Origin of the sequence: Auritidibacter sp. NML100628 (genome assembly GCF_003185985.1) — a bacterium.
GTDB classification, from domain to species: Bacteria; Actinomycetota; Actinomycetes; order Actinomycetales; family Micrococcaceae; genus Auritidibacter; species Auritidibacter ignavus.
In genome coordinates this window covers 29,539-52,701 of sequence record NZ_QHLP01000020.1, presented here as the reverse complement: position 1 = coordinate 52,701, position 23,163 = coordinate 29,539, and the positions used below count along the sequence as shown (strand labels likewise).

Genomic DNA, 23,163 nt, shown 5'->3' with positions numbered 1-23,163 from the left:
CAGCTAACCCAAGTTTTCGCGCTCAAACTAGCTGAGGCACGACACTGCAGCCACGCGACCTCTCGCGCTCACGATCTGTGAGGCACGACTTACCCTTCGCGCTCAGTTTGACATGAGGCACTACGCCCCCCGCCCTCGCTTCGCCGTTTAACAAGCGAACCGTGGGCACGGGACCGGTGGCGAGCGCTGACTAGAGGGACATGCATTGGAAGGATCTCTAAATCGTTGCACGATCCGGTCACCACTCGTTCCTCTTGAAACGCGTGCAGTCCATCGACCTGGAACAGCCAGATGAGCTAGGCCCCTATGAACTGGATGTGCTCACCGCTCAACGCGAGAACGCCACCCGAGAGCTTCTGGAGGTATTCGAGCGTTTCCCTGCTCTGACCGTTGCCTCGGTGTCCTCGCGCAACTTACGATCGATTAACAAGATGACAGGGCGAGATGCGTCCATGAGAAACAACGGGAGAAACGCTTGGAAGAAAAGAGCGAATCAACTCAGCAAAGCATCGGTCTGTTCATCCTGGCAGGCATCCACATGGTGGTTCTGATCGGGCTCCAGCTATCTGGTGCTCTCAGCGATATGATGGTGAGCGCTATTGCCTGGTTCGTTGGGATGATGGTGGCCACATGGTGCGTGCTCAAAGCAGTCATACCGTTGCTGAGTAGCACAGAACGCTGAGTTTTCCGAGGCCGACACCACGGCCCCGGAACTGACCACGAGGCGACCCCCCGTACAACGAGAACGCTACTGCGGCGGTCGTGATCGATGATCAACCGTTGATTTTGCGTATTTTGCGGGAATGCTCGATCGGCGATGGGTCGTGGAGGCCACCCTACCCGACCGAGCCGAATTCGACGACCTGAAAAATCTGCCCGTTTCGAGGCATCTCGGTCACGGCATTTGCCGCGCGGTCTTTAGCAAAGGGCTTCCATGCTGGATCCAGATCGCCCAGCTCAACACTCGACCAAACGAAGGGTAACCCCGCAGCCGCATCCACTGACCCCCGATCCATTAGTTGTACATGCAGGTGCGGCTCGGTGGTGTTTCCGGTATTGCCCACCTCGGCCAGCTGTTCCCCGGCTCTCACTCGCTGTCCCGGAACCACCACCACGGAGTCACGGCGCAAGTGCGCGTACGCTGCGAAGGTTCCGTCATCGTGTTGAACCACCACGCGATTGCCGAATATGGCTCGATATCCGCCAAAAAATTCGCTGGCCGGGCCCTCAAGAAGGAGCATCAAGGTCCGCCCGAGCCAGGTGTCGCGCGCCCGCTTGTCGCGTTGCCGATCAGCCGCCTGAAGCACTGTTCCATCCGCGATCGCGTACACGGGCTCACCGAAACAGGTGAACTCCTCGGGGCGCGTTCCACGTCCGACCAAACGTACATCGGCCGGGTTGATCGTTGTGGTCATGTCTTCGGCAACGGAGGGATGGACCAGATCCACGGCGCTGAATTGTCCACGTGTCGCCGTACCGTGACTGGGCAGTTGCTGACCGGGGCTATTGACTGCCAGCCACCGTCCGCGCACTGGAGGCTGAACCACAACGGGTGCACGAGCCGGCGTCACCGGGGCAATTCCGGCCAGCAGGCACCCGGTAAGAACCAGCATCATGACAGCGAGAACCCAGCCGAAACCGCCCGGTGGATTAAACAAGCCAGTCAGGTCAGCCACGATCAGTAGTAGCCCCGCTAGTATCAGCATCCGCCACAACGGACGCAGGGTGGACAGTATCCGACGCAGCCGGTGCACTGCTGGGGCACTGGCGCCCCTAGAATGGTGGTCCGCCTCGGTACCGTCTGTGCTGACGGCCTTACCCCGTTTCATCTCGACCAGCCCTCATTCTCTGTCGTGATGCGCGCCACTCTTCGACGAAGCCTACCATCAGGGTCCACCTGGCGACATCAGTCACGTTGCCCCGGGCCCGAGTGACAGCGATCAGCCAGAAACGGTCGAAACGCACCGTATGTGTTCCACCAGTTCCAATGCGGTAAGGGCGCGATGATCGATCCGAGATACGGGGTAAAAGCAAAACCCCCGCGCTAGGCGAGGGTTTTGGTGGCTCCGACCGGCGTCGATCCGGTGACCTTTCGATTTTCAGTCGAACGCTCTACCAACTGAGCTACAGAGCCTGTTGAGTGGTATTCACTCTTGGACAAAGAGCCTGTCCGATTGGACAGGCTCTCGCATCCGCGACCCTGACGGGACTTGAACCCGCGACCTCCGCCGTGACAGGGCGGCGCGCTAACCAACTGCGCTACAGGGCCATTGAACAGGAACCTACAGTATCAGAGATTTCCCACTCACTGAAATCGTGTCAATCAACAGTCTTTCAGTCGTACCCCCAACGGGATTCGAACCCGTGCCGCCGCCGTGAAAGGGCGGTGTCCTAGGCCGCTAGACGATGGGGGCCTGGCAAATTCGTGAGACTCCACAGATGTCCCGTGAACTTGACCTCCATGAGTTTACGACGAAAACTCTACAGTGTGCAAATCGAGCCATTATCTAACGCCGAATTCGACGCGATCGTTGAAGCTGCCCTCGAGGAGCTCCCTGAGCAAGTGCGCAGTCTTTTGGATAACATCGTGATCTTTGTCGCCGACGAATACGAGCCACTCCCCGACGAAGAGCCACAGCCCGAACTCCTCGGACTCTATGAAGGGGTACCGCTCGATGAGCGTGGCGACGACCCACTGGGCATGCCTGACCATCTGACGATCTTCAAGAATCCGCTCGAGCGCATGGTCTCATCTTACGAAGAGCTCGCTCGGCAAATCCGCATCACCGTGATGCACGAAATCGCCCACTACTTCGGTATTAGCGACGAGCAACTGCACGCCTGGGGCTGGGGATAGACCACTGCTCTCCCCGTTTCTGCCTGGCGTGCAAAAGGTCACGAAACGATGCCAAAACCGCAGAAACTCGCGAATTCCACGGTCATTCAATCCTAAATTACACCGTTGTTATTTATGTTATTCCTGGGGTTCTTGTTGCATTTGTGACAATTGTGCAACTATTCTGGACCAAGAAGTTGGCATTTCTTCGGCGTGTCGCAGTGACAGATCCGAATCGTAATGATCTCGTGACACAACGGTGAAGAAATGATCTCGACCTCACTGCCCGAATCACTTGCCAGAGAATGAGGACGTTGTCGTGAAATCTCGCCGTCTAATTGGGGTTACCGCCTCGGTGGCCATTGTCACCGCAACCGCAGTCGCCGCGGCCGCAGTACCAAATATGTTGGATGCTGACGCCTCTCGCCAGCATGACGCCGCTGATCTACCGAAAGTTCCGAGCTCGCAAGAGATCGACCAAGCCAAAACGTCAGATGCCAATCGGGATCAGATGCGCCAGCGACTCATCGATTCCATCTTGAAGACCTCCGAGCGATTCGCCGATATCGAGGCAGCCGCTCTGGAAGCTAATGAGAACGCCCGCTCGATGTCAGAAGCGGCGGCAGCTGCACGTCGTGACGCTGAAGATGCCCGAAAGGCTGCGGAAAATGCAGCTGAGCAAGCCTCTGACTCCGAAGAAGCTGTCGGCGCAGCCGCCGGTGAGATGTACCGCAACGGTAACGGTTCGGCGAGCGACCTGATGCTGGGCGATGAAGATAGCCTCAGCCAGCGTTCGACCGCCGAAAACCTCGCTAATCGTCAAGCTCGTGAAGGACAAGAAGCTGTCCGCCAAGCCAATGAGGCCGACAGCCTGCTGGCAAACGCCGAAGCGAAGGAAGCAGACGCCGAACAAAAGGCCGAAGAGGAAGCTCGCGCTCAGGCAGAACGTGAAGAGGAAGCCCGTCGCTACGAAGAAGAGCGCCAAGAGCTCGACAAACTTCGTTCTGATCTCATCAAGGCGTGGGCAGAGCTAGAGGGCATCCCGGAAGAAGAGGCTGCCGAAAGAATTGACGAGATCGAGGAAGAAGAATGGGCCGCCGAGCTAGACCGCGTTCTGGGGCAAATCGACGCGCGGGAGACCGAGCAGAGTTCCCCCGCATCGACACAGCCGGCCGTTGAGGCCGAACCTACTCCGGTCACCGAAGAACCCACCCCGTCAGAGACCACGGAAGAACCGACGCCGTCGGCAACCCCGTCCGAGACCCCTAGCTCGGCTCCGGCTAGCCCGTCTCCCACCCAGACCTCCTCGGCACCGGCCAACCCATCGCCGACCCAGAGCTCTTCCGCACCGGCTAGCCCGTCTCCCACCCAGAGCTCTTCCGCACCGGCTAGCCCGTCTCCCACCCAGAGCTCTTCCGCACCGGCTAGCCCGTCTCCCACCCAGAGCTCCTCGGCACCGTCTCGGTCGGGCTCAGGTTCCTCCTCAAACGGTCGCGCGTCAAGCTCGCCGTCGCCGACGAAGTCTGCCCCGAAGAAGTCTCCGTCTAAGGCTCCGTCGAAATCCCCGTCCACCGGCACGGCAGGGTCCTCCTCGTCCTCCGGTTGGGCCAGCACTGCAATCCAGTTTGCCGTGGGCAAGGCCAATGACCCCAACACCTATTACTCCTGGGGCGGCAACGGCCCCCAAGGCTATGACTGCTCGGGTCTGACTGTGGCTGCGTTCAATGCCGCCGGAAAGTCGTTGCCCCGTAGCTCGAAGGCACAGTACGCTGCCGCCAAGCAGTACGTGCCACTGAGCCAGATGCAGCCCGGTGACCTGGTGTTCTGGTCCAATAATGGATCTGGGTCCGGTGTGTACCACGTGGCGATCTACATGGGTAATAACCAGATTGTCCACGCCCGCAACCCGCAGATGGGTATTTCAGTGACTGCCTTGAACTACGGCGGTATGCACAACATCCTGCCTCAAGCGGGACGCTACTAGATTCCCTCGGGGGTCCGGAGTCCGGGGAAGTTCTCCGGATCCTTGGGGGTTACTACCTCATCTCACACACCGCAGGGCGGTTGCCAGTCATGTGGCAACCGCCCTGTCAGACGTTAAAGGACTGGTAACGACAATATCTTAGGAATGATCCGGACGCTTGTCTTTGTGCTCATCCAGGGTGGGGCCAAAGTCGGTGCGGTCTTCCAACCGAGGATCGTCGTAGGCCGGCACCACCAGCACCGGCCCCTTGGCGTGAGAGACGATGCCTTGAGAGGTCGAACCCAGCAGTGCCCCGGTGAAGCCACCCAGTCCACGAGTTCCGACGACGACCAGGCGGGCGGTTTCTGATTCTTTGACCATCACATCAACCGGAACGCCGTCGATGACTTCCGCTTCAATCCGTAACTGCGGGAAATGGTGTTGCAACCAGTTGCGACCGTACTCCATTTTTTCGCGAAGCTCTTCGAGGAGAGCGTTTTCATCCACGGGAGCAGGCAACCATTCCACGGCCGGAGAAACCGGGGCCATGGCGGTGACTAACCGCACCCAGGTTCCACGATTCATGGCTTCCTCGCCGGCGCGGAGCATGGCCAGTCGTGCCTGCCTCGACCCGTCGGCACCAACCACCACCGGTGCATCAGTTCCGGCGCGGGATTCTTCAGCACCTTTCGGCACCAACGCGACCGGGCACTTAGCGCGTGCCGGGAGCCCACGCGACACCGATCCCACCAGCAGACCGAGGAAACCGCCTCGACCGCGGGGGCCGGCAACCAGCAGGTCGGCGTGTTCGGAGTAATCGACCAGCACCGTGGCGGGATCGCCGAGCTCAGTGGCTGCTCGGATCTCCACATCGGTGGGTCCGAGCTTTTCGGCGGTTGCTTCTAAAATCTTGCGCGCGGAATCGGCCAGCGCGTTATCGTGTTCGGATCCGCCTGCGGAATCCATCACCATCGACGGAAACATTGGCAAGCTATAGACGGAGATGAGCGTCAGTGGGCGGTGAGTGCGTTCTGCTTCCCGCAACGCCCAGGTGGCAGCGGCCAGTGACCGCTTCGAGCCGTCAACTCCGACCACCACGCCATGAGTTTTTCCCTGATATGCAGTGTTCTGGTCACTCATGATTGTCACCCTTCTCTTGATCCCCACAGCGTCTGCCTGTGGTTAACTCCAGCTTACTGACTTTGGTCCGCAACGGGGCCGTACGCGGTGCCGCACCGGCGCAAAAGTCATCCAGTTCTCGGGCCTTCCAGCGCAGGTGGGCCGGCAGTGGATCTGCCAATACCGCGCGCTGGAGTCCAGCCAGCCCGCCGAGTTCCGCGCGCGGGATCTCGGCGTTGCTGGCAGCAAAGATCATGTTCCCGCGACGGCGAGATTTGAACATACTCGGATCGGATATCAGGATCACCTCCGAGAACACCTCTCGGAGTGTCGCCACTTCACTCCGGGCATCGGCTAGTCCGGTTGGGCCTGCGTAGTTGATGAGGTACACGCCGTCGGGGCCGAGAATGCGAGCTGCTTCTTCGGTGGCTTCCAGCCCGGTGAGATGTTCGGGCGTGACCTGGTGACCGTCGTCCTGATCCTGGGCAAACACATCGCGGAAGATCACGTCCCGCGACCCCGTAGCACCGGTGGCTAACACCTCGCCCGCCTCAGCGGCCCGGATCGTCAACCGCGGTGCTCGCGGCAGGCCACAGTGTTCTCGGACCAGGTTAACCAGGGCCACATCATCATCCACCGCTGTTTGGCGCGAGTCCGGATAAACCGCGGCCGCCCACCGGGCCATGGTGCAACCGCCAGCGCCCAAGTGCAGAAACCGTAACCGCGTGTCAGTCGAAAACCGGTGGGTGATCACCGCGGCCGCCCACCGCATGTACTCAAAGCCCAGCTCGGTGGGATGGTCCACATTGATCTGCGAGGATTCAGCACCATTAATCATTAACAGCCAGGCGCCAGCCGTAAAAGGGTCCTCGGTGATCACCGCGACTCCGCTGTCGATCTGGTAGTAACCGGGGGTGATATCGGCCGGTGATGTTTTCTGCGAGCGCCCGCCTCGTTTAGCCATCAGCACCCCTGACCATGAGTTGTTCGGTCATTCCGGCCCAGTCTCCCTCGGTGACCGTTACCGGCTCCCCCACCGGACGATACCCCAGAGCCCTAAAGAACTCGTGGTCACGCCACACCCTGGCCACGCTGGGTCGCGGGCCGAGCGCGGTTTGTACCAGCGCGGTGCCCAACCCGCGACGCCGGGATTCGGCCAGCACATAAACACCCCGAACTTCTCGCACCGGCCAGGCGCCCGGGTTTTCGTCCAGTTCCGGTAGTTCACCCTGATCTGCCAGACGTTGGCACCACGTGCGAGTGGTGTCAGCCAGCTCGTCCACGGTGGCGACACCCTGCACCCGGTCGCGGAGGTCTTCGGCCAAAAACAACCGCGGGTCATCGGCTGTTGCTCGAGCGCGACGTCGCCAGAAAGCCACCTGGCCCTCAGCGCTGGCATAGGCCTTGGCACTAAATGCAGCGCCCAATACCGGGGTATATATCTCCTCCCACACCGCAAGTTTGACCGGAATGACCCGCTCAACGTCGGCCTCAGCCGCCGAGCGCACGTAGTAGCGTGCCCCGGTCTCGGTGCGTGCTGATCGGTGGAAGAACCGTTTCATCTACTCGGTAGTGCCCTGTGCACTCGAGTGGTGCGCACTCTCACCCCGCGACTGCAGGAGGTGTTCCAGCCGGTTCAGTTTGCCATCGAGCTCACCGGTGAATCCGGGGCGGATATCGGCCTTCATCACCAAGGAGATCCGAGAGCCGTAGGGTTCCAGGGCGGTCACGCAGTCTTTAATAACCCCCATGACCTCATCCCATTCACCTTCGATCTCGGTGAACATCGAGGAGGTGCGGTAGGGCAATCCGGAGGCGCGCACCACGGCGATGGCCTCAGCCACAGCACGCGAGACCGACCCGGCAGCGGTGGCTTCCGGAGACCCGGAGGCAGCATCGGCACCCAGCGATCCGGTGCCGGAGGTTGTGATCGAAAATGCAATAATCATGGTTCCAGTCTGCCCCACAACCCCAGGTTTTCTCATCTCTAACGTTAGAAGCGTCACGTGAGCACTGTGTACCAGCCCCTTAGGCGTGGGCGGTGTTGTCGATATAGTTAGAAGTGACCCACACCAATCTCCGTTTCACCGGTCGAGAGGATGCGTATGTCCCAAGGCTTGTTCATTTCCACCACCACCGCCGGCACCGGAAAATCTCTGGTCAGCCTCGGGGTGGCCGACTCCATCTATAAGCGCACCGGCTCACTAGGCTACTTCCGCCCCATCTCCCCAGACCCACAGCGGGACCCCATGGTGCACCTGATGCGCGAGAATTTTGATCTCAGTGAAGAACAAGCCCGGGCCGGTTTGAGCTCGGCTGAAGTCCGTGAGCTGGTCGCCACCGGAGAAGAAGACGAGATCTTCGCTCGGTGCGTCGATATTTTCGAGCAAATCTCCGCCGACGTGGTCGTGGTCGAAGGCACCGATTTCGTGGAGGCGGACTCCGCCCTCGAACTCGAACTGAACTCCCGGCTGGCACTGAACCTCAACATCCCGGTGCTGGCCGTGGTCTCTGGCGCCGACTTGAGCCCGGAGGGCGTCTCCAGTGCGGTGGAGCTCACCCGGACCACCATCAACGAGTCTGGCGCCGAGCCCATGGCGGTGATCGTCAACCGCGCCAACCCCGACCAACTGGAAGCCATCGAGTCCTCGCTCCGTCCGGGGAAGTCCCAGGCCAAGGTCTACCTCGTCCCGGAGCTTCCCGAACTCACGTTGCCCTCGATCGCTGAGATCGCCCAGGCGTTAAACCTCGAGCACATTAGCGGGTCTGATCAGTTCCAGCGCGATGTTTCCGAGGTCAAGGCCGTCTCAATGGAAGGCGGCAACTTTTTGAGCATTCTCAACGAGGGGGCTTTGGTGATCGTCTCCGGGGACCGCTCCGATGCCATTCTGGCGACCATGGCCTCCGCGCTGGTGCCCGAATTCCCGGTCCCCTCGGGCATGATCCTGACCAACTCGATGTTGCCACGGGCTGAGATCCAGAAGATGTACGCCAACGCGCCCTTCCCGATCTTTGCCTCCTTCGGCGACACATTCAGCACCACCACCGCGGTCTCCCGGGTCCGCGCCGAGCTTTCCAGCGCCCAGCCGCGCAAAATCGCTGCCGCCCTGGGGGCGTGGCACGAACGCGTCGATGGTGACGAGTTGCTGGAGCGACTGGAATTGACCAACTCCTCGGCAATGACCCCGGTGCGGTTCTTGCACCAGCTGATCTCACGGGCCGTGGCCGACCGCAAACGCATCGTGTTGCCGGAAGGACACGATCCCCGCATTCTGCGTGCCGCTGAGATCCTGCACCGTCGCAATGTGTGTGATCTGGTGATCCTCGGCGATGTCGACCAGATCCAGGAATTGGCCGCCACCGAGGGCGTGGACCTGCATGAGATTACGCTGATCGACCCGACCGAATCCCCGGACCGGCAACGCTATGCCGAAGAATACGCGCGCCTGCGGGCCCACAAGGGCGTAGATCTGGACCGGGCTCGAGAAGTCATGCTCGATGGCGCCTATTTCGGCACCATGATGGTCCACCTCGACGAGGTCGACGGCATGGTCTCCGGTGCGGCCAACACCACCGCCCACACCATCCGTCCGGCCTTGGAATTCATCAAGACCCGCCCCGAGGTCTCAATCGTCTCCTCGGTATTCTTCATGTTGTTGCCCGACCGGGCGTTAGTTTACGGCGACTGCGCGGTCAATCCCACTCCGAACGCCGAACAGCTGGCCGATATTGCCATCGCTTCGGCGACCACCTCCGAGCAATTCTCGGTTCAGCCCCGGGTGGCGATGCTGTCCTACTCCACCGGCACCTCCGGATCCGGTGAGGCCGTGGATAAAGTCCGTGAGGCCACTGATCTGGTCCACGCCCATGCTCCCCACCTGAAGGTCGACGGCCCGCTGCAGTACGATGCTGCGGTCTCGGCCTCGGTGGCGGCCTCCAAGATGCCGGATTCGGATGTGGCCGGTCAGGCCACGGTGTTCATCTTCCCGGATCTGAACACCGGGAATAACACCTATAAGGCCGTCCAACAGTCCTCCGGTGCCGTGGCGGTCGGCCCGGTACTGCAAGGCCTGAATAAGCCGGTCAACGACCTCTCCCGCGGCACCACCGTGGAGGACATTGTCAACACCGTCGCTATCACCGCCGTGCAAGCACAGGCTCGCGACTAACTCATCCCGCGCCCGATAGGAGAAGACCCCACCATGCTGATTTTGGTTATTAACTCTGGCTCATCCTCCCTGAAATACCAGGTCCGTGAACTCGATGAGTCCGGCGCGGATACCGAGAAGCCGGTGCTGGCCGAGGGCATTATTGAACGGATCGGCCAGCCCGATTCCGAAATTTCCGATCATGCTCAGGCGTTGGATATCGTCTCGGGACAGCTCGAGGACGTCCTCGACGGTCGCACCATCGATGCCGCCGGTCACCGTGTGGTCCACGGTGGTGAGCGTTTCCAGGCCCCGGCTCTGGTGACCAACGAAGTCATCCGCGCCATTGACGCCCTCGCCCCGCTGGCTCCGCTGCACAATCCGCCCTCGGCGGCCGGGTTGCGCGCAATGCGGGAGAAGTGGCCGGATATCCCGCAGGTCGTGGTCTTCGACACCTCCTTCCACACCTCGATGCCAGCCGAGGCCTGGCGGTATGCGGTCCCGGAATCCTGGTACACCGATTACGGTATTCGTCGCTACGGGTTCCACGGCACCAGCCACGATCTGGTCACCGGCCTGACCGCCGAGCTGATCGGGGTGCCCCGGCACAACTTCAACGGCATTATTCTGCACCTAGGCAATGGTGCCTCGGCCACCGCAATCCGCGGGGGCCGATCGGTGGATACCTCCATGGGCTACACGCCCCTGGCCGGTCTGGTGATGGGAACCCGCTCCGGCGATCTCGACCCCTCGATCGTGACTCACCTGATGACCTCCCACGGCTTTACCGCCCAGGAAGTCGACCGGGTACTCAATAACGAATCCGGACTGTACGGAATCAGCGGCCACACCGATATGCGCGAAGTGCTCCACGCCGCCGATGCCGGTCACCGTGGCTCCCAAGCCGCCCTGGATGTGGCCAGCTATCGGTTGGCCAAGTACATCGGTGGCTATCACGTGGCCGTCGGCGGCGCCCAGGCGATCACCTTCACCGCCGGGATTGGCGAGAACTCTGCCCCGTTCCGCGCCCGCGTGCTGGACCGGCTGGAAGTGTTGGGCATCACCTACGACCACGAGCTGAACCTGGTCACCGGTTCCGAGCCGCGGCTGATCTCGGCCGAGGATTCGGCGATCAAGGTCGCGGTGATCCCCACCAATGAGGAAATGGCGATCGCCCAAAAGACCTACCAGGTCGTCGATACAGCACAGGCCTGGGGTCAGGGCCCCGGGTTCTAGTGGCTGGAGTCACCGAAGCCGACCGACGAGCCGGATTGCGCCGGATGAAACTGGTGGCCACCAGTGTGCTGGTCGTGTTAGCGATCGTGTTCGTGATCGCCTTCATCCTGCAAGAACGCCACCCGGCCTTCAGCTATGTGCGCGCTGCGGCTGAGGGAGGCATGGTGGGCGCGTTGGCCGACTGGTTTGCGGTCACCGCGCTCTTTCGGCGTCCGATGGGGCTACCGATCCCCCATACCGCGATCATTCCGCGCAAAAAGGACCAGCTGGCCGTTTCGCTGGGTACTTTCTTTCAGCAGAACTTTCTGGAATCCGAGGTGATGACCGAAAAGCTGGCCAACCTGCGCCCGGCCCGCAAGGTCGGCGCCTGGCTGGCCGAGCCCGATCACGCCCGCGATGTGGGCACCCAGCTGGCTGAGATCGCGGTGGGCACGCTGCGGGCCACCGATGGCACCAAGGTGCGAGAACTGATCGCGGATCTGGTGCGCGATCACATGATTGCTCCTCAGTGGTCGCCGACCTTGGGATCGGTGCTCGAGGAAGTCGTCTCTGCAAACCACCACCAGCCCGCCGTGGAACTGGTGGCCTCTCGGGCCGCCGACTGGGTGGCAGAGAATCCGCAGTTCTTTATTGATGCCGTCGCGGACCGTTCCCCCGGCTGGGTGCCCCGGGTCGTTGACCGGTTGCTGGGTGAGCGCATTCACCGTGAACTGCTGGGGTATCTCCGCCAGGTGGTGGCCTCTCAGAACCACCAGCTTCGCCAGCAGGTCACCGGCTGGCTGGAACAGCTCGCCCAGGACATGCAACACGATGACCAGGTGCGAGCCAAGGTCGAAAACCTGAAGGCCGGAGTGTTTGCCGACCCGAATGTCGCACAGTTGGCTTCTCACACCTGGGTGACCGCCAAACAGGCGCTCCTGGATCAGCTGGCCGATCCCGACTCGGATCTGCATCGGGCACTAGTGCAAGCGGTGGCCGATTTTGGGCACCGGATGGAAACCGATGAGCATCTGGCCACCACGCTGGATCAGTGGGCGGTACAGGCCGCCCAGACCGCGGCCGAGCGGTATGGACCCCAGCTGGTGGATGTCATTCAGGAGACCATTCACCGCTGGGATGGGCGACAGGCCGCCGACACCATGGAGCTCTATGCGGGCAAGGACCTACAGTTTATCCGCATTAACGGCTCGATCATCGGCGCGCTGGCCGGATTGGTCATCTTTACCCTGGCCACCGCGCTTTTTGGCTAGCTTCTTGTCAGCCGGCAACGCCAGCGGGTGTCCCCAGGCTTCCAGCTGATGCCAGCTCGGCATGGGCCCGAAGAGTAGCTGGGCATGACGGGCGACGCGGATAGCCAGCTTGCGGTTGCCCAGCCCGCCGATCACGGCGCCAATGCCGAAGGGCACCAGCCGCCCCAACAGGTGTGAGGACTGGGATTTCACCGTCCAGGAGAAGAAGGATTTCTGCAACCGGTTGAAGAGTCCCTCGGTGAGCCCTGACAGGCTGGTGACGATCCAGGAGGCCGAGGCCATCCCGCTCAGTCCGGCGTCGATCTCCGGAGATTGCTGGTGCAGGGAGGCGGCCAAAATGCGGCGGCCGTCGTTGCCGAGCATGATCGCCATCACCAGTGCTTGACCGCGCTGATCATCGCCGGTCGGCACACCGTTGAGCTCGGCAATGGATTGGGCGTATAGCCCGGTGAGCTCGATGAAACCTAAGGCACCGGCAGCCGAGACCCCCAACGTGGCCAGGGTCCCGATACCGGGGATCACCCCGGCTCCCCCGGCAGCTGCTCCGGTAGTGGTCAGTGACCGCAGGTACAACACGGTGATTTTATCGGCCAGTTCGGCCGGGGTGGCCCCGGGGTACCGGCGACGCAATCGGCGCAGATTGGCTAGCACCACCGGACGTTGGACGGTCAGGGCTGCCAGCACAGCGCGCTGAAAACCCGGGGTGGGATTGCCCTGACGGTCCACGGCGCGATGGACCGCGGAAGTGAGAGCCTTCTCGGAGAGGAATGTAGTGCCGACGGTGCGCGCAACGCGGGACTTGATCATTCTTGTAGCTTACCGACTGTCGGTAACGGTGAAAACTAGGGCTGGGGGTTGATATCCGTCCAGACGAGGCGATGATCGGTGGCTACCGGCTGACGGGACAGTTTCGAGAGCAGACCGGACAACGAGGCGGTACCACCGACCAGTTCAGCCCCGTCTTGTCCGGAGGCCGGCCAGTAGACGCCGGAATTTGTCACGGGGAGTTCTTCCGAAGGCAGAATGTAATCGGTGCGAGCCGATCGGGGCTCACCCGGAGCCGGTTCAGGGTTCAACCACGTGTGCGTAGCGGCCGCCTCGGTGGCCTGGTGGGAACCCTGAGCGGAGGTGGGTTCCGGGTCTGTCACACGGTCGACATCCAGCAGCTGGGACATCGTCTCAGAATCTTGGGCTCGAGCCTCTTCAGTTCCGGGGGTCAGCTGACCGGCCACCACGAAGCGCGCGCCGTCATCGAGCCCACCGGAGGTTCCCTCATCGTCGGTGATGTAGTCCTGATCGTCTGCACCAGCACCGGCGTTGGCGTCATCAGCTTGCTCATCGGGCTGTTCGTCACCGACGTAATCAGCCCAGAAGCCGACCTGATCGTCCTGACGGTAGGCATGCGTCTCGGAGCGACTGGCCTCGGCGCTAGCAGAGGCTAGCACGTGTAGCGGACGCCCGTGCACACTGATCGGTACATCCCAGGCGCCCACCGATGTTAAGGGCACGAGATCTTTTTCGTTCTCGCTGTAACCGGTCTGAGCAATTTTCGAGTCGGGAACCTCAGTCCAGGACAAGTTATTAAACGTGCGAATATTGTCGGTGTCGATCGGGTACTGGGAGTAGATGACCATCCCGCCCTGGCCGGGGTACTCACCATGGCCCAACGCGTCGCCGGGGCCACCAATAGTGCCGTCCTGATCCAAATCTGCGCCCGAGTCCACGCCGGAGTTCACCGGCCCGGCGTAGCTATAGGGGTAGTCGATGCCGTCGTACTCGCCGGAGCCCACCGCGAGATAATTGGTACTAAAGGCCTCCGCATTGGTCTGATCGGCATCGGTGTCGAAACCGGTCACGACTATGACTTCGGGGCGGACTCGCTGAATAATCTGAGCCACCTGGGCGGCATCCCGATCCCCGGGCGTGGACAGCCGTTCGGTGAGCTCACCCGAGGAGGAGCCCACCAGATTGACGTCAAAGGTTGCCACCCGCACATCGGAGGAATCCTGGGCCGGAACATATCCGGTACCTAGATCTTCGGCCTCGAGCGTCTGATAGGACGCGGACGCGGGCAGGCCAACAGACAGAGTCAACCCAGCCGCTACGACAGTAGCGCTGATGACTCGGCCGAATTTGGTGGCGTGATGGGTAGGCACCGTTTCAGTCTACGGACCCACCAGGAGCGTGCAAGGGGCAGTGATGAAGTTGTGACCTGTCGTTAAATCTGTGACTTTTCAGCTCATGTGGCAGTACGAGATACTTCAGGCATGCTCATGCCGATGCACAGACCTCCGATACACGTATTGTCATTCACAACACTTCTTTAGCGTCTTGTGGTTCCGGAATATTGTGACCAATTTGTGATCTTTAAGCTACGACGCGAGACCCAGACGGAATATGCCACATAGACCACCGTGATCACCGGAAGTGGCACCAACCCGCTCACGGCCCCCAGTAGACACAGCGCCGCACCCACGATCGTCGCAGTGAGATTCCGCAGGGTCCGTTGATGGATGGCGCGCGCCATGCGGATCAGGGTGGGGACCAATCGCAGGTTGCTGGGCCCCAGGTGAATATCAATGCCCTCAGACACCGGGGCGTGGGGATCAGGGCGAATCGGGTCGGTGGCGACATCGAGTCCTACTTCGGCTGCCCGCAGGGCCGGCGCATCGGTCACCGACGCTGCGATCATTCCGGTGCGGGCGTGTTCGCGCAAGGCCGCAATCGTGACGGCTTTTTCTTCGGGGCGTTGCTGGGCACGAACGTCGGTGATTCCGGCAGCACTGGCCAGTTGTTGGGCCGCCCGTTGGTTATCGGCGGTGAGCACCGTGAGCTGACAGCCCAGCTCGTGCAGTTCGGCCACAGTTTCCGGTACGTGCTCTCGTAATGTGTCGGTCAGGGCGATCACCCCGATCGGGCGTTGGTCGGCCGAGACCACCGCGACGGTGTAATTGGCGTGTTGCAGTCGGTCGATGTCGGCCCCGAGCGCGCCGGCGCGCACCCAGCGTGGTGAGGAGATCTGGACGAAGACTGAGGAGCCCTCCGGGGTGGTTACGGTGCCGGCAATACTGCGGCCGGGGTGCTCGACCACCTCTGTAGCCGGCCAGAGCTCGGGCTGGGCGTTGGTGCTGGGTAGAGCAGAGCTGGTCTGACGGAAGTGGGTCACAATGCTGGCACCGCGGGGGTGCACGGAGTGTTGTTCCACCGCGGCAGCCAGCGCCAGCACTCGGTCCGCCTCGGCCCGGTCGGAGCCGACAACCTCCACCACGGTGGGTTCCAGTGAGGTCAGCGCACCGGTTTTATCCAACCCCAGGTTACGGATGGTGGCCAGCGAGGTCACGGCCGCCTGGTAGCGGACCAGGACCTCGGCTTCGGCGGCCCGGGCCATGAAGGTCAGGGCGGGAAGCCAGCTGGCAGCGGTGATCGTCGCCGGGGCGAGCACGATGAGCACGACGCTGGCCACCGGAGCCCAGAAGGTGGGGTGTTCAATCCAGAATCCCCACAGCACGATGACGACCGCCAGCATCACGGCCACCCGACGGGCGCGTTCGGCCCATCGGTCGACTCGTCGCACCACGCGGGAACGTTTGAGCTGTGCCCGAGTGACCACCGTGTGATCCGGACCCGGGGATTCAAGGTCCGCAAGGCGTTGGAAGTGCACCAGCACGTGGTCCCACCGACGTAAGAGAAAGGTCCGGACCACCAAATAGCCGGCAGTCAGCCAGACCGCACCCACCGACTCACCGGCGGCAGCGCAGAGGATGACCGCCAGGGCTGCCAGCACATCGTCGGTAAGTCGCCCCACCACACCATGGGCGGCAGCTGAGACCGCAAAACGGGTCGCGGCCAGCAGGATGCCGGCCACCGAGGCCACGATGCTGGCCACGTTCCACCCGGACGCTGCGGTGACTTCGGCCATCAGCTGGCTCACGCCGGCCAGCACCGCGAGTGCGACGGTGATGATCGCGATGATCACTGCGGGGTCCTTCAGTGGCCGGCGGGAGGTGAGCTCGCCGGGAGTTTCGAGTGCTTCCGGCACCAACTGCGGAGACTTAGCCACGATCGTCGCCCTTCTCATCGTCGAACTGCTCGAGCCGCGCGGGGTCGGGTAGTGAAGTGTCGGGATATTGTTCGTCCGGATAGGGCCGTTGCACCAACGGTGTGGTGATGCCTGCATTGGTCGGCCCGGTCGTATTCGCTGTTGCCATCAGCGGTGGACCAGGATCCACCATGGGGCGGGTTTCGGCCGCTCGGCGGGCGCGACGTGACCGGATGGTGGTGATGATCAGTGGCAGAATCGCCACCACCAGCACCAGGATCGCAATCACCACCAGCAACGTCGCCCCCAGGACTGTGGGGCCGGTCAGCCCGGCGGTGAAGGTCAGCGCCTGGTCACCGGTCAGCTCGATCTCGGCCCCCTGTTCGGATCCCTGGTCATCAACGGTCACGCTACGGTGCATCCACGGGAGCTTCACAGTGTGGGTCACTGGTTGCTCAACCCCGGCCGGAATGCTGCCCAGTACTGGGCGGAGGTCTGCGCGCAGCGTGTAGTTGGGCCATATCAGCCCGGCGTCGTTCTGGCGGGACAGGTGGGCACCCGGGGCAATCTCTTCGAGCCGTTCCGACAGCTGTGCGGCGTCGGATCCGGCGAGGCTAAAGCTCAGCAGGGTCTGGCCGTCTCGGTGTTCTTCGTCCAGCGCCACGGCTTCCAGGGCCTCTTTCAGGTGTTGGACCCCGGAGTCGCTGGGGTCCTCGACCAAGGTGAGCTCGTAGCGTTGGTCCACCGACCCGGTCATGCCCAGTGAGGTCTCCACGTGGAGGGATTCCACGATGCGTTCCCGCAGATAGACCTGGGTAAAGTCTCCCGACAGCTCGGTGCTGCTGGCCGAGGTGGAGCTCTCGGACTGCAGTCGGTAGTCGGCCGGCAGGCGCAACGACAGCGTCAGTGCGTTCTCGGAGTCCTGACAGGTGCTGCCGCAGTGTATGTTCTGACCGGTCACCGTGAATTCAGACTGGTTTTCACCCACAGCCTCGTCGCTGACCTGCAGACCCAGTTCGGCGTTACCCACGAACTCTGCCACCAACTCACCGGCGGTCGACAAGTCCGCGGCGGTGAAACGTAGCTGGTCGTGGCCGTGTTCGAGATGCACATCAGAGACCCCGTCCATGGCGAGCCGCTCGGGCGCTTGGTCGAGGAACTCAGCGCGTCGCTGGTCGCCGGTTTCTCCCCCGGAGCCACCGTGTAGCCGGATCTCACCGACGATGGGTCCGGATTCGGTCACCGTCAGATCCACCTCGACCCGGTCATAGCCGAAGGACTCTTCCCCGCTGACCTGCAGGCGTTGGTCATCCTCGGAAGCGTACTGCTCCCCGTTGATCACCAGCTCATTGGTGGCCCCATTTTGCAACCCGTCGGCGAGTTGTTGGCGTTGCGAGCCGGTCACCACGCCATCGGCTTCCAGCCCAGCCGGTAGCCAGCCAAGCAGATCCGCGACCGTAAAGGGCTCGTTGATGTCCCAGGTGTCGGTGAGCGTGCCGTGAGAGATCTCGGCCTCGATCTCGGTGCTACCGGCGTAGTCAGAGGCGTGCAGGAGCTGATTGACCTGGCCTTGGTAGTCATCCAGGGAAGCGAATTCCAGGCGGAATTCTGCCACCGCATTCGTGCCAGTGTTGTGGGCAATCCCGTCAAAGATCAGCGGGTCGGGGCGATGGGTCTCAATACTATCTTCGATGACCTGTCGTTGATTTGGGTCGGTCTCGTCAAACACCTCGTCCGGAATCTCGACCTGGAGGATGCGCTGACCGCTCCCGTCCTGACGATACTCCAGCTGGGATTCAACACTCACCCCGCAAGCGGAAAGCACCATGGTGCACAGCGTCATCACGGCCACCAGAGCCCACAAAGCGCCGCGATGGTAGCGGGCAGGTGGCAAAGTGGCAGTCATAGCGCTCTTTCGATGGGCACAGTCACGGCATACTCCAGCACTAGTCTAGGCTGTTTCACCACCGCGATGGCGCGATACCGGTTTCTCCTCATCGAAGGACTCCGGGCGGGGCCGGGCCTGACTGCGCGTAATGCCTGCACTAGCCACAATCACCAGACCAAAGGCAGCCGCGCGCAACCAGCCGAAGGTTTGGTCCAGCATGAACCAACCGATCACCGCAGCCACCACCGGCTCCAGGCTCAGCAAGATCGAGAACACCGGCGTCGGAATCCGCCGCAGGGCGGCCAATTCCAGCGAATAGGGCACCACCGAGGACAACAGTGCCGTACCGAGCACCAACAGCCACAGCTCCGGGCGAACCGCGGTTTCGGCGACTCCGGGCGCACCCGGAATCAACACCACCAGCGCACCGATCCCCATCGCCACGGCCAAGCCTCCGCCACCGGGCACCAGTTGGCCGGTGCGGGCCGAGAAAATAATGTAAAACGCCCAGAATCCACCGGCGATCAACGCGAAGGCTACCCCGAGCGGGTCGAAGCTTGCCGCACCAAAACTGGACTCCACCCCGAGCAGCACCATGCCCAAGGCTGCGGCACCAACAAAGATCAAGTCGCGGCGGGCCCGCGACATGATGGCTGACAGCACCAGGGGGCCGGTGAATTCCAAGGCCACGGCCACACCCAGCGGGATTTTATCGATCGCGGAGTAAAAGAAGCCGTTCATCCCGCCTAGGGCGAGCCCAAACCAGATCACCGAGGTCCACTGCGTCTTCGTCCACCCCCAGAACCGAGGGCGCAAGACCAGCAACAGAATGACACAGGCCAGCGCCAAGCGGACGGTGGTCGTGCCCCAGGAGCCGATCGCAGGGAACAGTTGCATCGCCACGGTGGCACCGAACTGCAGGGAGGAGCACGACCCCAACACCATGAGGATCCCCGAGGGACGAACAGCGTCATTGCGTGGGGAGACGGGCACGGTCGATTTCCTCCTTCGGTGTGAGCCTGCGGCGTCATAGGTGCGTCTCGAATCTATCGAAGCCCTCGCACGAGCGCGAAACCACCCCGCTAGATGACCTATTATGTCCCCTTGCCTACCCGGGAACGGTGGTATCGGATGTGGTCAATGTGACACGATATTGGAATGAGCACCACCGGCCACGAATCCACTGACTCGAACCCGAGCACCGGGGCCGAGATCATCCAGGGTGCCCGACTCTCGGTGGCGGTTGGCTTCGGCCTGTTTCCGCTGGGCATGGCCTTCGGGTTACTCGTGACCCAATCCGGTCTGGCTGCCTGGGTCGCCCCCGCGCTGTCGCTGACCGGATACGCCGGGTCGCTGGAATTTCTCATGATCGAGATGCTGGTCAACACCACCGCACTGCTCACCGTGGGGCTGACCACCCTGTTCGTCAACTTTCGGCACGTGTTCTACGCCTTTTCCTTCCCACTGCACGTGGTGAAAAATCCGGTGGCCAAGATCTATGCCATGTATGCGATGACCGATGAGGCCTACGCCATCACCGTCGCCCATCCCACCGGATGGACCGGGCCACGACTGATCGCTCTGGAAGTATGCCTGCAGGTCTATTGGGTTGTCGGTGGGCTCACCGGAGCCCTGTTGGGTGCTCTGATTCCCGGCCAGATTGCCGGACTCGACTTCGCGCTGTGTGCGCTGTTCATCACGCTCACCTTGGATGCGGTGCGCTCAACCGCCCAGGTGCCCTCACTGTTACTGGCCGGGACCTCCTTCGCCGTCGCGATGCTGATCACCCCCGACCAGATGCTATTCACGGCTCTGATCACGTTCATGGTGCTACTGATCATCCGCTACCTAGTGGAAAAAACCCGACGAGGTGACCGCTTTGTTAGCCAGTAACCTCCTTACCGGCGAGGCGATGCCACCGGCCGGATACCTCATCGGGCTCCTCGTGGTGATCTTGGCGATCACGTTCACCCTGCGAGCGCTGCCTTTCGCATTGCTGAGGCCACTGCGCAATTCCCAGCTGGTGGCGATCATGGCCCTGTGGATGCCGGCCGGAATCCTGCTGATTCTGGCCTTGTCCATCTTCACCGGAACCATCACCGATGACCCGGCGCGCTGGTGGAAACCCACCATCGCAGCTGGGGTAACGGTGGCCTCCCACCTGCTTTTTGGGCGTAAGACCCTGATCTCGATCGCGTGCGGGACCATCAGCTACGTGCTGTTGGTCAACTTTGTCTAGCAGGCTCAACTCTCCGCTCGTCCGCGACGCCAATAGCCCATAAAGGCCACCGAACGTCGGTCAATGCCCAGCTCAGTGACCAGCTGACGTCTGATCGTGGTGATGGTGCCGGCTTCACCGGCCAACCAGACGTAGAGTGGGGTATATTTCAGCGCCGCCCCACCCCTGGCGGTACGCGGTACCACCCATACCACCGGCTCATCACCAGTGAGCTCGTCCGCGTCGTCAACGAGGTCTGAAGTGGTCAGTTCCACCGCCGTCCGGTCCCCGATCTGCTCTACCAGCTCGCGAGCTACCGCCACCGTCTTATCAGACAGCGAAGACCCAGCCGGTTGCTCTTCCGCCACAGTGACGAGGTGCACCTGAAATCCGGGGTGACAGGTTACACAACCCGCATCCTCGGGATGCGGGACCTGCACCACGACAGTACCGCGCGCGTAAGACGGCAGGTCCTCCAGAATGCGAGCAATGGCCGGAACCGCGGTCTCATACCCGGCGATCAGATACCGGTCGGTTTGGGCCGGCGGCACAAAATCCATGCCGGTCAATGGCCCCGGGTGATCGGTATTCGGCCCCAGCAATACCACCGGGTCCCCCACCGCCACGTCACGGACCCAGCGGGCGGCTGGCCCGAGCGGATCGTGATAGACCATGTCCACATCCACCACGACCTCACCCGTGGTGGCATCGCGGTGGACCGCACGGGTGGTGTAGGTGCGCATCGTCGTACGATGGTCCGGATCAAGGTGGCGCCAGGCGGCAAACCACCCCTCGCCGGTGGGAATCGTTGCCAAGGACTCCCGGGGATCTGCCACCCCTTCTTGCGGGAAGAAAATCTTGATCCGCTGGTCAAAACCGGGGTCGCCATACTCGGCTAGCCGATACCCCCCGGCCAGTGCCCTCGGATCCGTATCAGCGCTGAAACTAACGCGCACAAACGACGGACTGAGTCGAGCGACACCGGAGACGACCACCGGAAAGAACACCGTCACAGACTGGGGCGAGTTGGTCATGCTCACAAGATTTACCCGCTGGCACGTTGACCCTGCAAGAGTCTCGCCCCTAGGGTCAGAACATGACCTGTGATCCCCGTGAGCACGTCCGCGGTCCGATGGTCGACGAACAAACCCGGTGCGTGCACTATCACACCGACCTCGACATCATCGCACTACGCTTCGGGTGCTGCGACGAGGCCTTCTGGCCGTGCTTCCAGTGCCACGACGACACCGTTGATCACGCCCGGCAACCGTGGCCGCGCAACCGTTTCGACGAACCTGCCGTACTGTGCGGTGTCTGCGCGAAGCTGATGACCGTCGCGCAATATACCGAAGCCAGCCGGTGTCCGGACTGTGGGTCGCTGTTCAACCCGGGGTGCGCCTCCCACTATGCGGTGTATTTTGACGGGTTTTAGGGTACCCATCATTCGTCACTGGCGGGCCACTTCACTCCCAAGCATGCCGGTCACGGTGCCTGAGTTTGCTGAGGACATGCGGTTCCGGGGAGCCACCCCTCTTGTTGTGGCATTCGGTGCCGAGGTTGGTGGGCCCTGAGGGGATCGAACCCTCGACCTGCGGATTAAAAGTCCGATGCTCTACCAACTGAGCTAAAGGCCCGGGTCTTGGATAAGACCGAAGAATAGTCTAACGCAAAGTGTCTGGGAGTTTTAAACTGGTTTCGGCGTTGCACTCTCGGCAAGGCCCCTGACTGCCCTCCGATAGTTTCGTCAATCTGATCGAAAGGATGGATCGCTACGGTGTCATTCCATAAACCCGTGTTGTATTCGCCAGAGATATTTGACCGGATTCACGCTGGCCCGGATGCCGAACAGGTGGCTGAAGCCGCCGAGTCCCTCGCCCACGCGCTGGTGACCGGCGGGCAAGACACGGACGCCGACGACGACCAGTCAGTGGAGAACCTGGTGGATCTCGTCGATGAGGTGGGCATGGATACCCTGGCCCAGCTCTGGTCGGATGCTCCGGCTCATACCCTGGGTGGCACACTGTGGCGACTCTATGCTCTGCAGCAAGGCACCCAGCAACACGGGGAACAATGGGCCGCCTGGTACCGCGCGGGCTATCAGGCCCAGGTCTCCCGGGTGATTGCCGGTGCCGTGGAACCACCCACCGCCCAGGATCTGTCGACGCTGACCTCCCAGATTTTGACCGGGGTGTATTCCGGCGACTTTGCCGTCGCTCTCAACCGTGCGGCCGCCTACGCGCGCATTATTAGTTTGGGCATGGCACACCACGCCGAGCATCTGGACGCCGGTCACCCGGCCCAGGCCCGAGCCATGGTGCAACGCTCACGCAGAATGCTCACCACCGCCGAACAACTCGACGCCTCGGCCTCACTGTATCGAGCCGGCGCCTTCGACGATGATGACCGCTCGTAGCGTCATGACCGCCTCACAATAAGCTTGTTTACCTTCACAGGGTATCCTCAGCC

General features: G+C 61.9%; 21 protein-coding genes and 4 tRNA genes. 10 read left to right on the top strand and 15 right to left on the bottom strand.

The features are described from left to right. The first annotated feature begins 475 nt into the window (after window positions 1-475). Window positions 476-682, top strand: coding sequence for a hypothetical protein (locus DCC24_RS11225; protein WP_110099992.1), 207 nt, complete (start codon window positions 476-478; stop codon window positions 680-682). A 154-nt stretch (window positions 683-836) separates the two neighbouring features. On the opposite strand, the gene DCC24_RS11220 is transcribed toward DCC24_RS11225, so the two are convergent. The 4 genes from DCC24_RS11220 to DCC24_RS11205 all read right to left on the bottom strand — a co-directional run bounded on the left by DCC24_RS11220 (window position 837) and on the right by DCC24_RS11205 (window position 2,414). Further along, entirely contained in the window at window positions 837-1,829 is a 993-nt protein-coding gene (locus tag DCC24_RS11220) for a M23 family metallopeptidase (RefSeq protein ID WP_110099991.1), read from the bottom strand. A gap of 229 nt (window positions 1,830-2,058) precedes the next feature. Continuing rightward, window positions 2,059-2,134: transfer RNA gene (locus tag DCC24_RS11215), tRNA-Phe, on the bottom strand. Window positions 2,135-2,195: 61 nt separating this feature from the next. Then, window positions 2,196-2,269, bottom strand: a tRNA-Asp gene (locus tag DCC24_RS11210). Between the two features lie 72 nt (window positions 2,270-2,341). After that, window positions 2,342-2,414 (bottom strand) — tRNA-Glu (locus DCC24_RS11205). 74 nt (window positions 2,415-2,488) lie between these two features. On the opposite strand from DCC24_RS11205, the gene DCC24_RS11200 reads away from it, so the two are divergent. Together DCC24_RS11200 and DCC24_RS11195 are read left to right on the top strand one after the other, a co-directional pair. After that, the gene (locus DCC24_RS11200) at window positions 2,489-2,857 is read left to right on the top strand and encodes a metallopeptidase family protein (protein WP_233492077.1); all 369 of its coding nucleotides are present in this window, start codon (window positions 2,489-2,491) and stop codon (window positions 2,855-2,857) included. A 298-nt stretch (window positions 2,858-3,155) separates the two neighbouring features. Next, window positions 3,156-4,820: a C40 family peptidase gene (locus tag DCC24_RS11195; RefSeq protein WP_110099990.1), complete on the top strand. Its 1,665-nt coding sequence runs from the start codon at window positions 3,156-3,158 to the stop codon at window positions 4,818-4,820. Between the two features lie 138 nt (window positions 4,821-4,958). On the opposite strand, the gene DCC24_RS11190 is transcribed toward DCC24_RS11195, so the two are convergent. From DCC24_RS11190 to DCC24_RS11175, 4 genes are read right to left on the bottom strand one after another with little or no spacing between them, the layout of a single operon-like run. Beyond that, complete coding sequence (locus tag DCC24_RS11190) at window positions 4,959-5,939, bottom strand: universal stress protein (protein ID WP_110099989.1); 981 nt, start codon at window positions 5,937-5,939, stop codon at window positions 4,959-4,961. Continuing rightward, window positions 5,932-6,882, bottom strand: coding sequence for a spermidine synthase (locus tag DCC24_RS11185; protein ID WP_199446279.1), 951 nt, complete (start codon window positions 6,880-6,882; stop codon window positions 5,932-5,934). The genes DCC24_RS11190 and DCC24_RS11185 overlap by 8 nt, the downstream gene beginning before the upstream one ends. Then, on the bottom strand, window positions 6,875-7,480 hold the full coding sequence (locus DCC24_RS11180) for a GNAT family N-acetyltransferase (RefSeq protein WP_110099988.1): 606 nt from the start codon (window positions 7,478-7,480) through the stop codon (window positions 6,875-6,877). The genes DCC24_RS11185 and DCC24_RS11180 overlap by 8 nt, the downstream gene beginning before the upstream one ends. Then, window positions 7,481-7,867: a thiamine-binding protein gene (locus DCC24_RS11175; RefSeq protein WP_110099996.1), complete on the bottom strand. Its 387-nt coding sequence runs from the start codon at window positions 7,865-7,867 to the stop codon at window positions 7,481-7,483. 156 nt (window positions 7,868-8,023) lie between these two features. Here DCC24_RS11175 and pta point away from each other — a divergent pair, with 156 nt between their 5' ends. Genes pta through DCC24_RS11160 form a run of 3 tightly spaced genes read left to right on the top strand, consistent with a single transcriptional unit; the run spans window position 8,024 to window position 12,552 of the window. Beyond that, window positions 8,024-10,087, top strand: a complete 2,064-nt coding sequence (pta, locus tag DCC24_RS11170) for a phosphate acetyltransferase (protein WP_110099987.1) — start codon at window positions 8,024-8,026, stop codon at window positions 10,085-10,087. 33 nt (window positions 10,088-10,120) lie between these two features. Further along, window positions 10,121-11,302, top strand: coding sequence for an acetate/propionate family kinase (locus DCC24_RS11165; RefSeq protein ID WP_110099986.1), 1,182 nt, complete (start codon window positions 10,121-10,123; stop codon window positions 11,300-11,302). After that, complete coding sequence (locus DCC24_RS11160; RefSeq protein WP_233492076.1) at window positions 11,302-12,552, top strand: DUF445 domain-containing protein; 1,251 nt, start codon at window positions 11,302-11,304, stop codon at window positions 12,550-12,552. The genes DCC24_RS11165 and DCC24_RS11160 overlap by 1 nt, the downstream gene beginning before the upstream one ends. Here DCC24_RS11160 and DCC24_RS11155 read toward each other — a convergent pair. The 5 genes from DCC24_RS11155 to DCC24_RS11135 all read right to left on the bottom strand — a co-directional run bounded on the left by DCC24_RS11155 (window position 12,466) and on the right by DCC24_RS11135 (window position 19,472). Beyond that, window positions 12,466-13,359 carry a hypothetical protein gene (locus tag DCC24_RS11155; RefSeq protein ID WP_110099985.1) on the bottom strand — a complete coding sequence of 298 codons (894 nt, stop codon included), beginning with the start codon at window positions 13,357-13,359 and terminating at the stop codon, window positions 12,466-12,468. The two genes, DCC24_RS11160 and DCC24_RS11155, sit on opposite strands and share 87 nt — an antisense overlap. Window positions 13,360-13,394: 35 nt before the next feature. Then, the gene (locus DCC24_RS11150) at window positions 13,395-14,708 is read right to left on the bottom strand and encodes an endonuclease/exonuclease/phosphatase family protein (RefSeq protein ID WP_110099984.1); all 1,314 of its coding nucleotides are present in this window, start codon (window positions 14,706-14,708) and stop codon (window positions 13,395-13,397) included. A 167-nt stretch (window positions 14,709-14,875) separates the two neighbouring features. Beyond that, window positions 14,876-16,612: an HAD-IC family P-type ATPase gene (locus tag DCC24_RS11145; protein ID WP_110099983.1), complete on the bottom strand. Its 1,737-nt coding sequence runs from the start codon at window positions 16,610-16,612 to the stop codon at window positions 14,876-14,878. Then, window positions 16,605-18,497, bottom strand: a complete 1,893-nt coding sequence (locus DCC24_RS11140; RefSeq protein WP_110099982.1) for a hypothetical protein — start codon at window positions 18,495-18,497, stop codon at window positions 16,605-16,607. The genes DCC24_RS11145 and DCC24_RS11140 overlap by 8 nt, the downstream gene beginning before the upstream one ends. A gap of 45 nt (window positions 18,498-18,542) precedes the next feature. Next, window positions 18,543-19,472: a DMT family transporter gene (locus DCC24_RS11135; protein WP_110099981.1), complete on the bottom strand. Its 930-nt coding sequence runs from the start codon at window positions 19,470-19,472 to the stop codon at window positions 18,543-18,545. A gap of 165 nt (window positions 19,473-19,637) precedes the next feature. Between DCC24_RS11135 and DCC24_RS11130 the strand changes: the two genes are divergently transcribed. Together DCC24_RS11130 and DCC24_RS11125 are read left to right on the top strand one after the other, a co-directional pair. Then, the gene (locus DCC24_RS11130; RefSeq protein WP_110099980.1) at window positions 19,638-20,372 is read left to right on the top strand and encodes an AzlC family ABC transporter permease; all 735 of its coding nucleotides are present in this window, start codon (window positions 19,638-19,640) and stop codon (window positions 20,370-20,372) included. Then, window positions 20,350-20,718 (top strand): branched-chain amino acid transporter permease, encoded by a 369-nt coding sequence (locus tag DCC24_RS11125; RefSeq protein WP_233492075.1) that lies wholly within the window; start codon window positions 20,350-20,352, stop codon window positions 20,716-20,718. The genes DCC24_RS11130 and DCC24_RS11125 overlap by 23 nt, the downstream gene beginning before the upstream one ends. A 5-nt stretch (window positions 20,719-20,723) precedes the next feature. Here DCC24_RS11125 and DCC24_RS11120 read toward each other — a convergent pair whose 3' ends face one another. After that, the gene (locus DCC24_RS11120; RefSeq protein ID WP_110099979.1) at window positions 20,724-21,731 is read right to left on the bottom strand and encodes a siderophore-interacting protein; all 1,008 of its coding nucleotides are present in this window, start codon (window positions 21,729-21,731) and stop codon (window positions 20,724-20,726) included. Between the two features lie 62 nt (window positions 21,732-21,793). Between DCC24_RS11120 and DCC24_RS11115 the strand changes: the two genes are divergently transcribed. Beyond that, entirely contained in the window at window positions 21,794-22,129 is a 336-nt protein-coding gene (locus DCC24_RS11115; RefSeq protein WP_110099978.1) for a CHY zinc finger protein, read from the top strand. Between the two features lie 126 nt (window positions 22,130-22,255). On the opposite strand, the gene DCC24_RS11110 is transcribed toward DCC24_RS11115, so the two are convergent. Then, window positions 22,256-22,331 (bottom strand) — tRNA-Lys (locus DCC24_RS11110). A gap of 140 nt (window positions 22,332-22,471) precedes the next feature. Between DCC24_RS11110 and DCC24_RS11105 the strand changes: the two genes are divergently transcribed. Further along, entirely contained in the window at window positions 22,472-23,110 is a 639-nt protein-coding gene (locus DCC24_RS11105; RefSeq protein ID WP_208392210.1) for a hypothetical protein, read from the top strand. Window positions 23,111-23,163: the final 53 nt, after the last annotated feature.

Coding starts and splice junctions, on each gene's coding strand:
- DCC24_RS11130 (WP_110099980.1), top strand. CDS start 19,638: ATGAGCACCACCGGCCACGAATCCACTGACTCGAACCCGAGCACCGGG.
- DCC24_RS11180 (WP_110099988.1), bottom strand. CDS start 7,480: ATGAAACGGTTCTTCCACCGATCAGCACGCACCGAGACCGGGGCACGC.
- DCC24_RS11185 (WP_199446279.1), bottom strand. CDS start 6,882: ATGGCTAAACGAGGCGGGCGCTCGCAGAAAACATCACCGGCCGATATC.
- pta (WP_110099987.1), top strand. CDS start 8,024: ATGTCCCAAGGCTTGTTCATTTCCACCACCACCGCCGGCACCGGAAAA.
- DCC24_RS11190 (WP_110099989.1), bottom strand. CDS start 5,939: ATGAGTGACCAGAACACTGCATATCAGGGAAAAACTCATGGCGTGGTG.
- DCC24_RS11155 (WP_110099985.1), bottom strand. CDS start 13,359: ATGATCAAGTCCCGCGTTGCGCGCACCGTCGGCACTACATTCCTCTCC.
- DCC24_RS11140 (WP_110099982.1), bottom strand. CDS start 18,497: ATGACTGCCACTTTGCCACCTGCCCGCTACCATCGCGGCGCTTTGTGG.
- DCC24_RS11115 (WP_110099978.1), top strand. CDS start 21,794: ATGACCTGTGATCCCCGTGAGCACGTCCGCGGTCCGATGGTCGACGAA.
- DCC24_RS11120 (WP_110099979.1), bottom strand. CDS start 21,731: ATGACCAACTCGCCCCAGTCTGTGACGGTGTTCTTTCCGGTGGTCGTC.
- DCC24_RS11220 (WP_110099991.1), bottom strand. CDS start 1,829: ATGAAACGGGGTAAGGCCGTCAGCACAGACGGTACCGAGGCGGACCAC.
- DCC24_RS11175 (WP_110099996.1), bottom strand. CDS start 7,867: ATGATTATTGCATTTTCGATCACAACCTCCGGCACCGGATCGCTGGGT.
- DCC24_RS11165 (WP_110099986.1), top strand. CDS start 10,121: ATGCTGATTTTGGTTATTAACTCTGGCTCATCCTCCCTGAAATACCAG.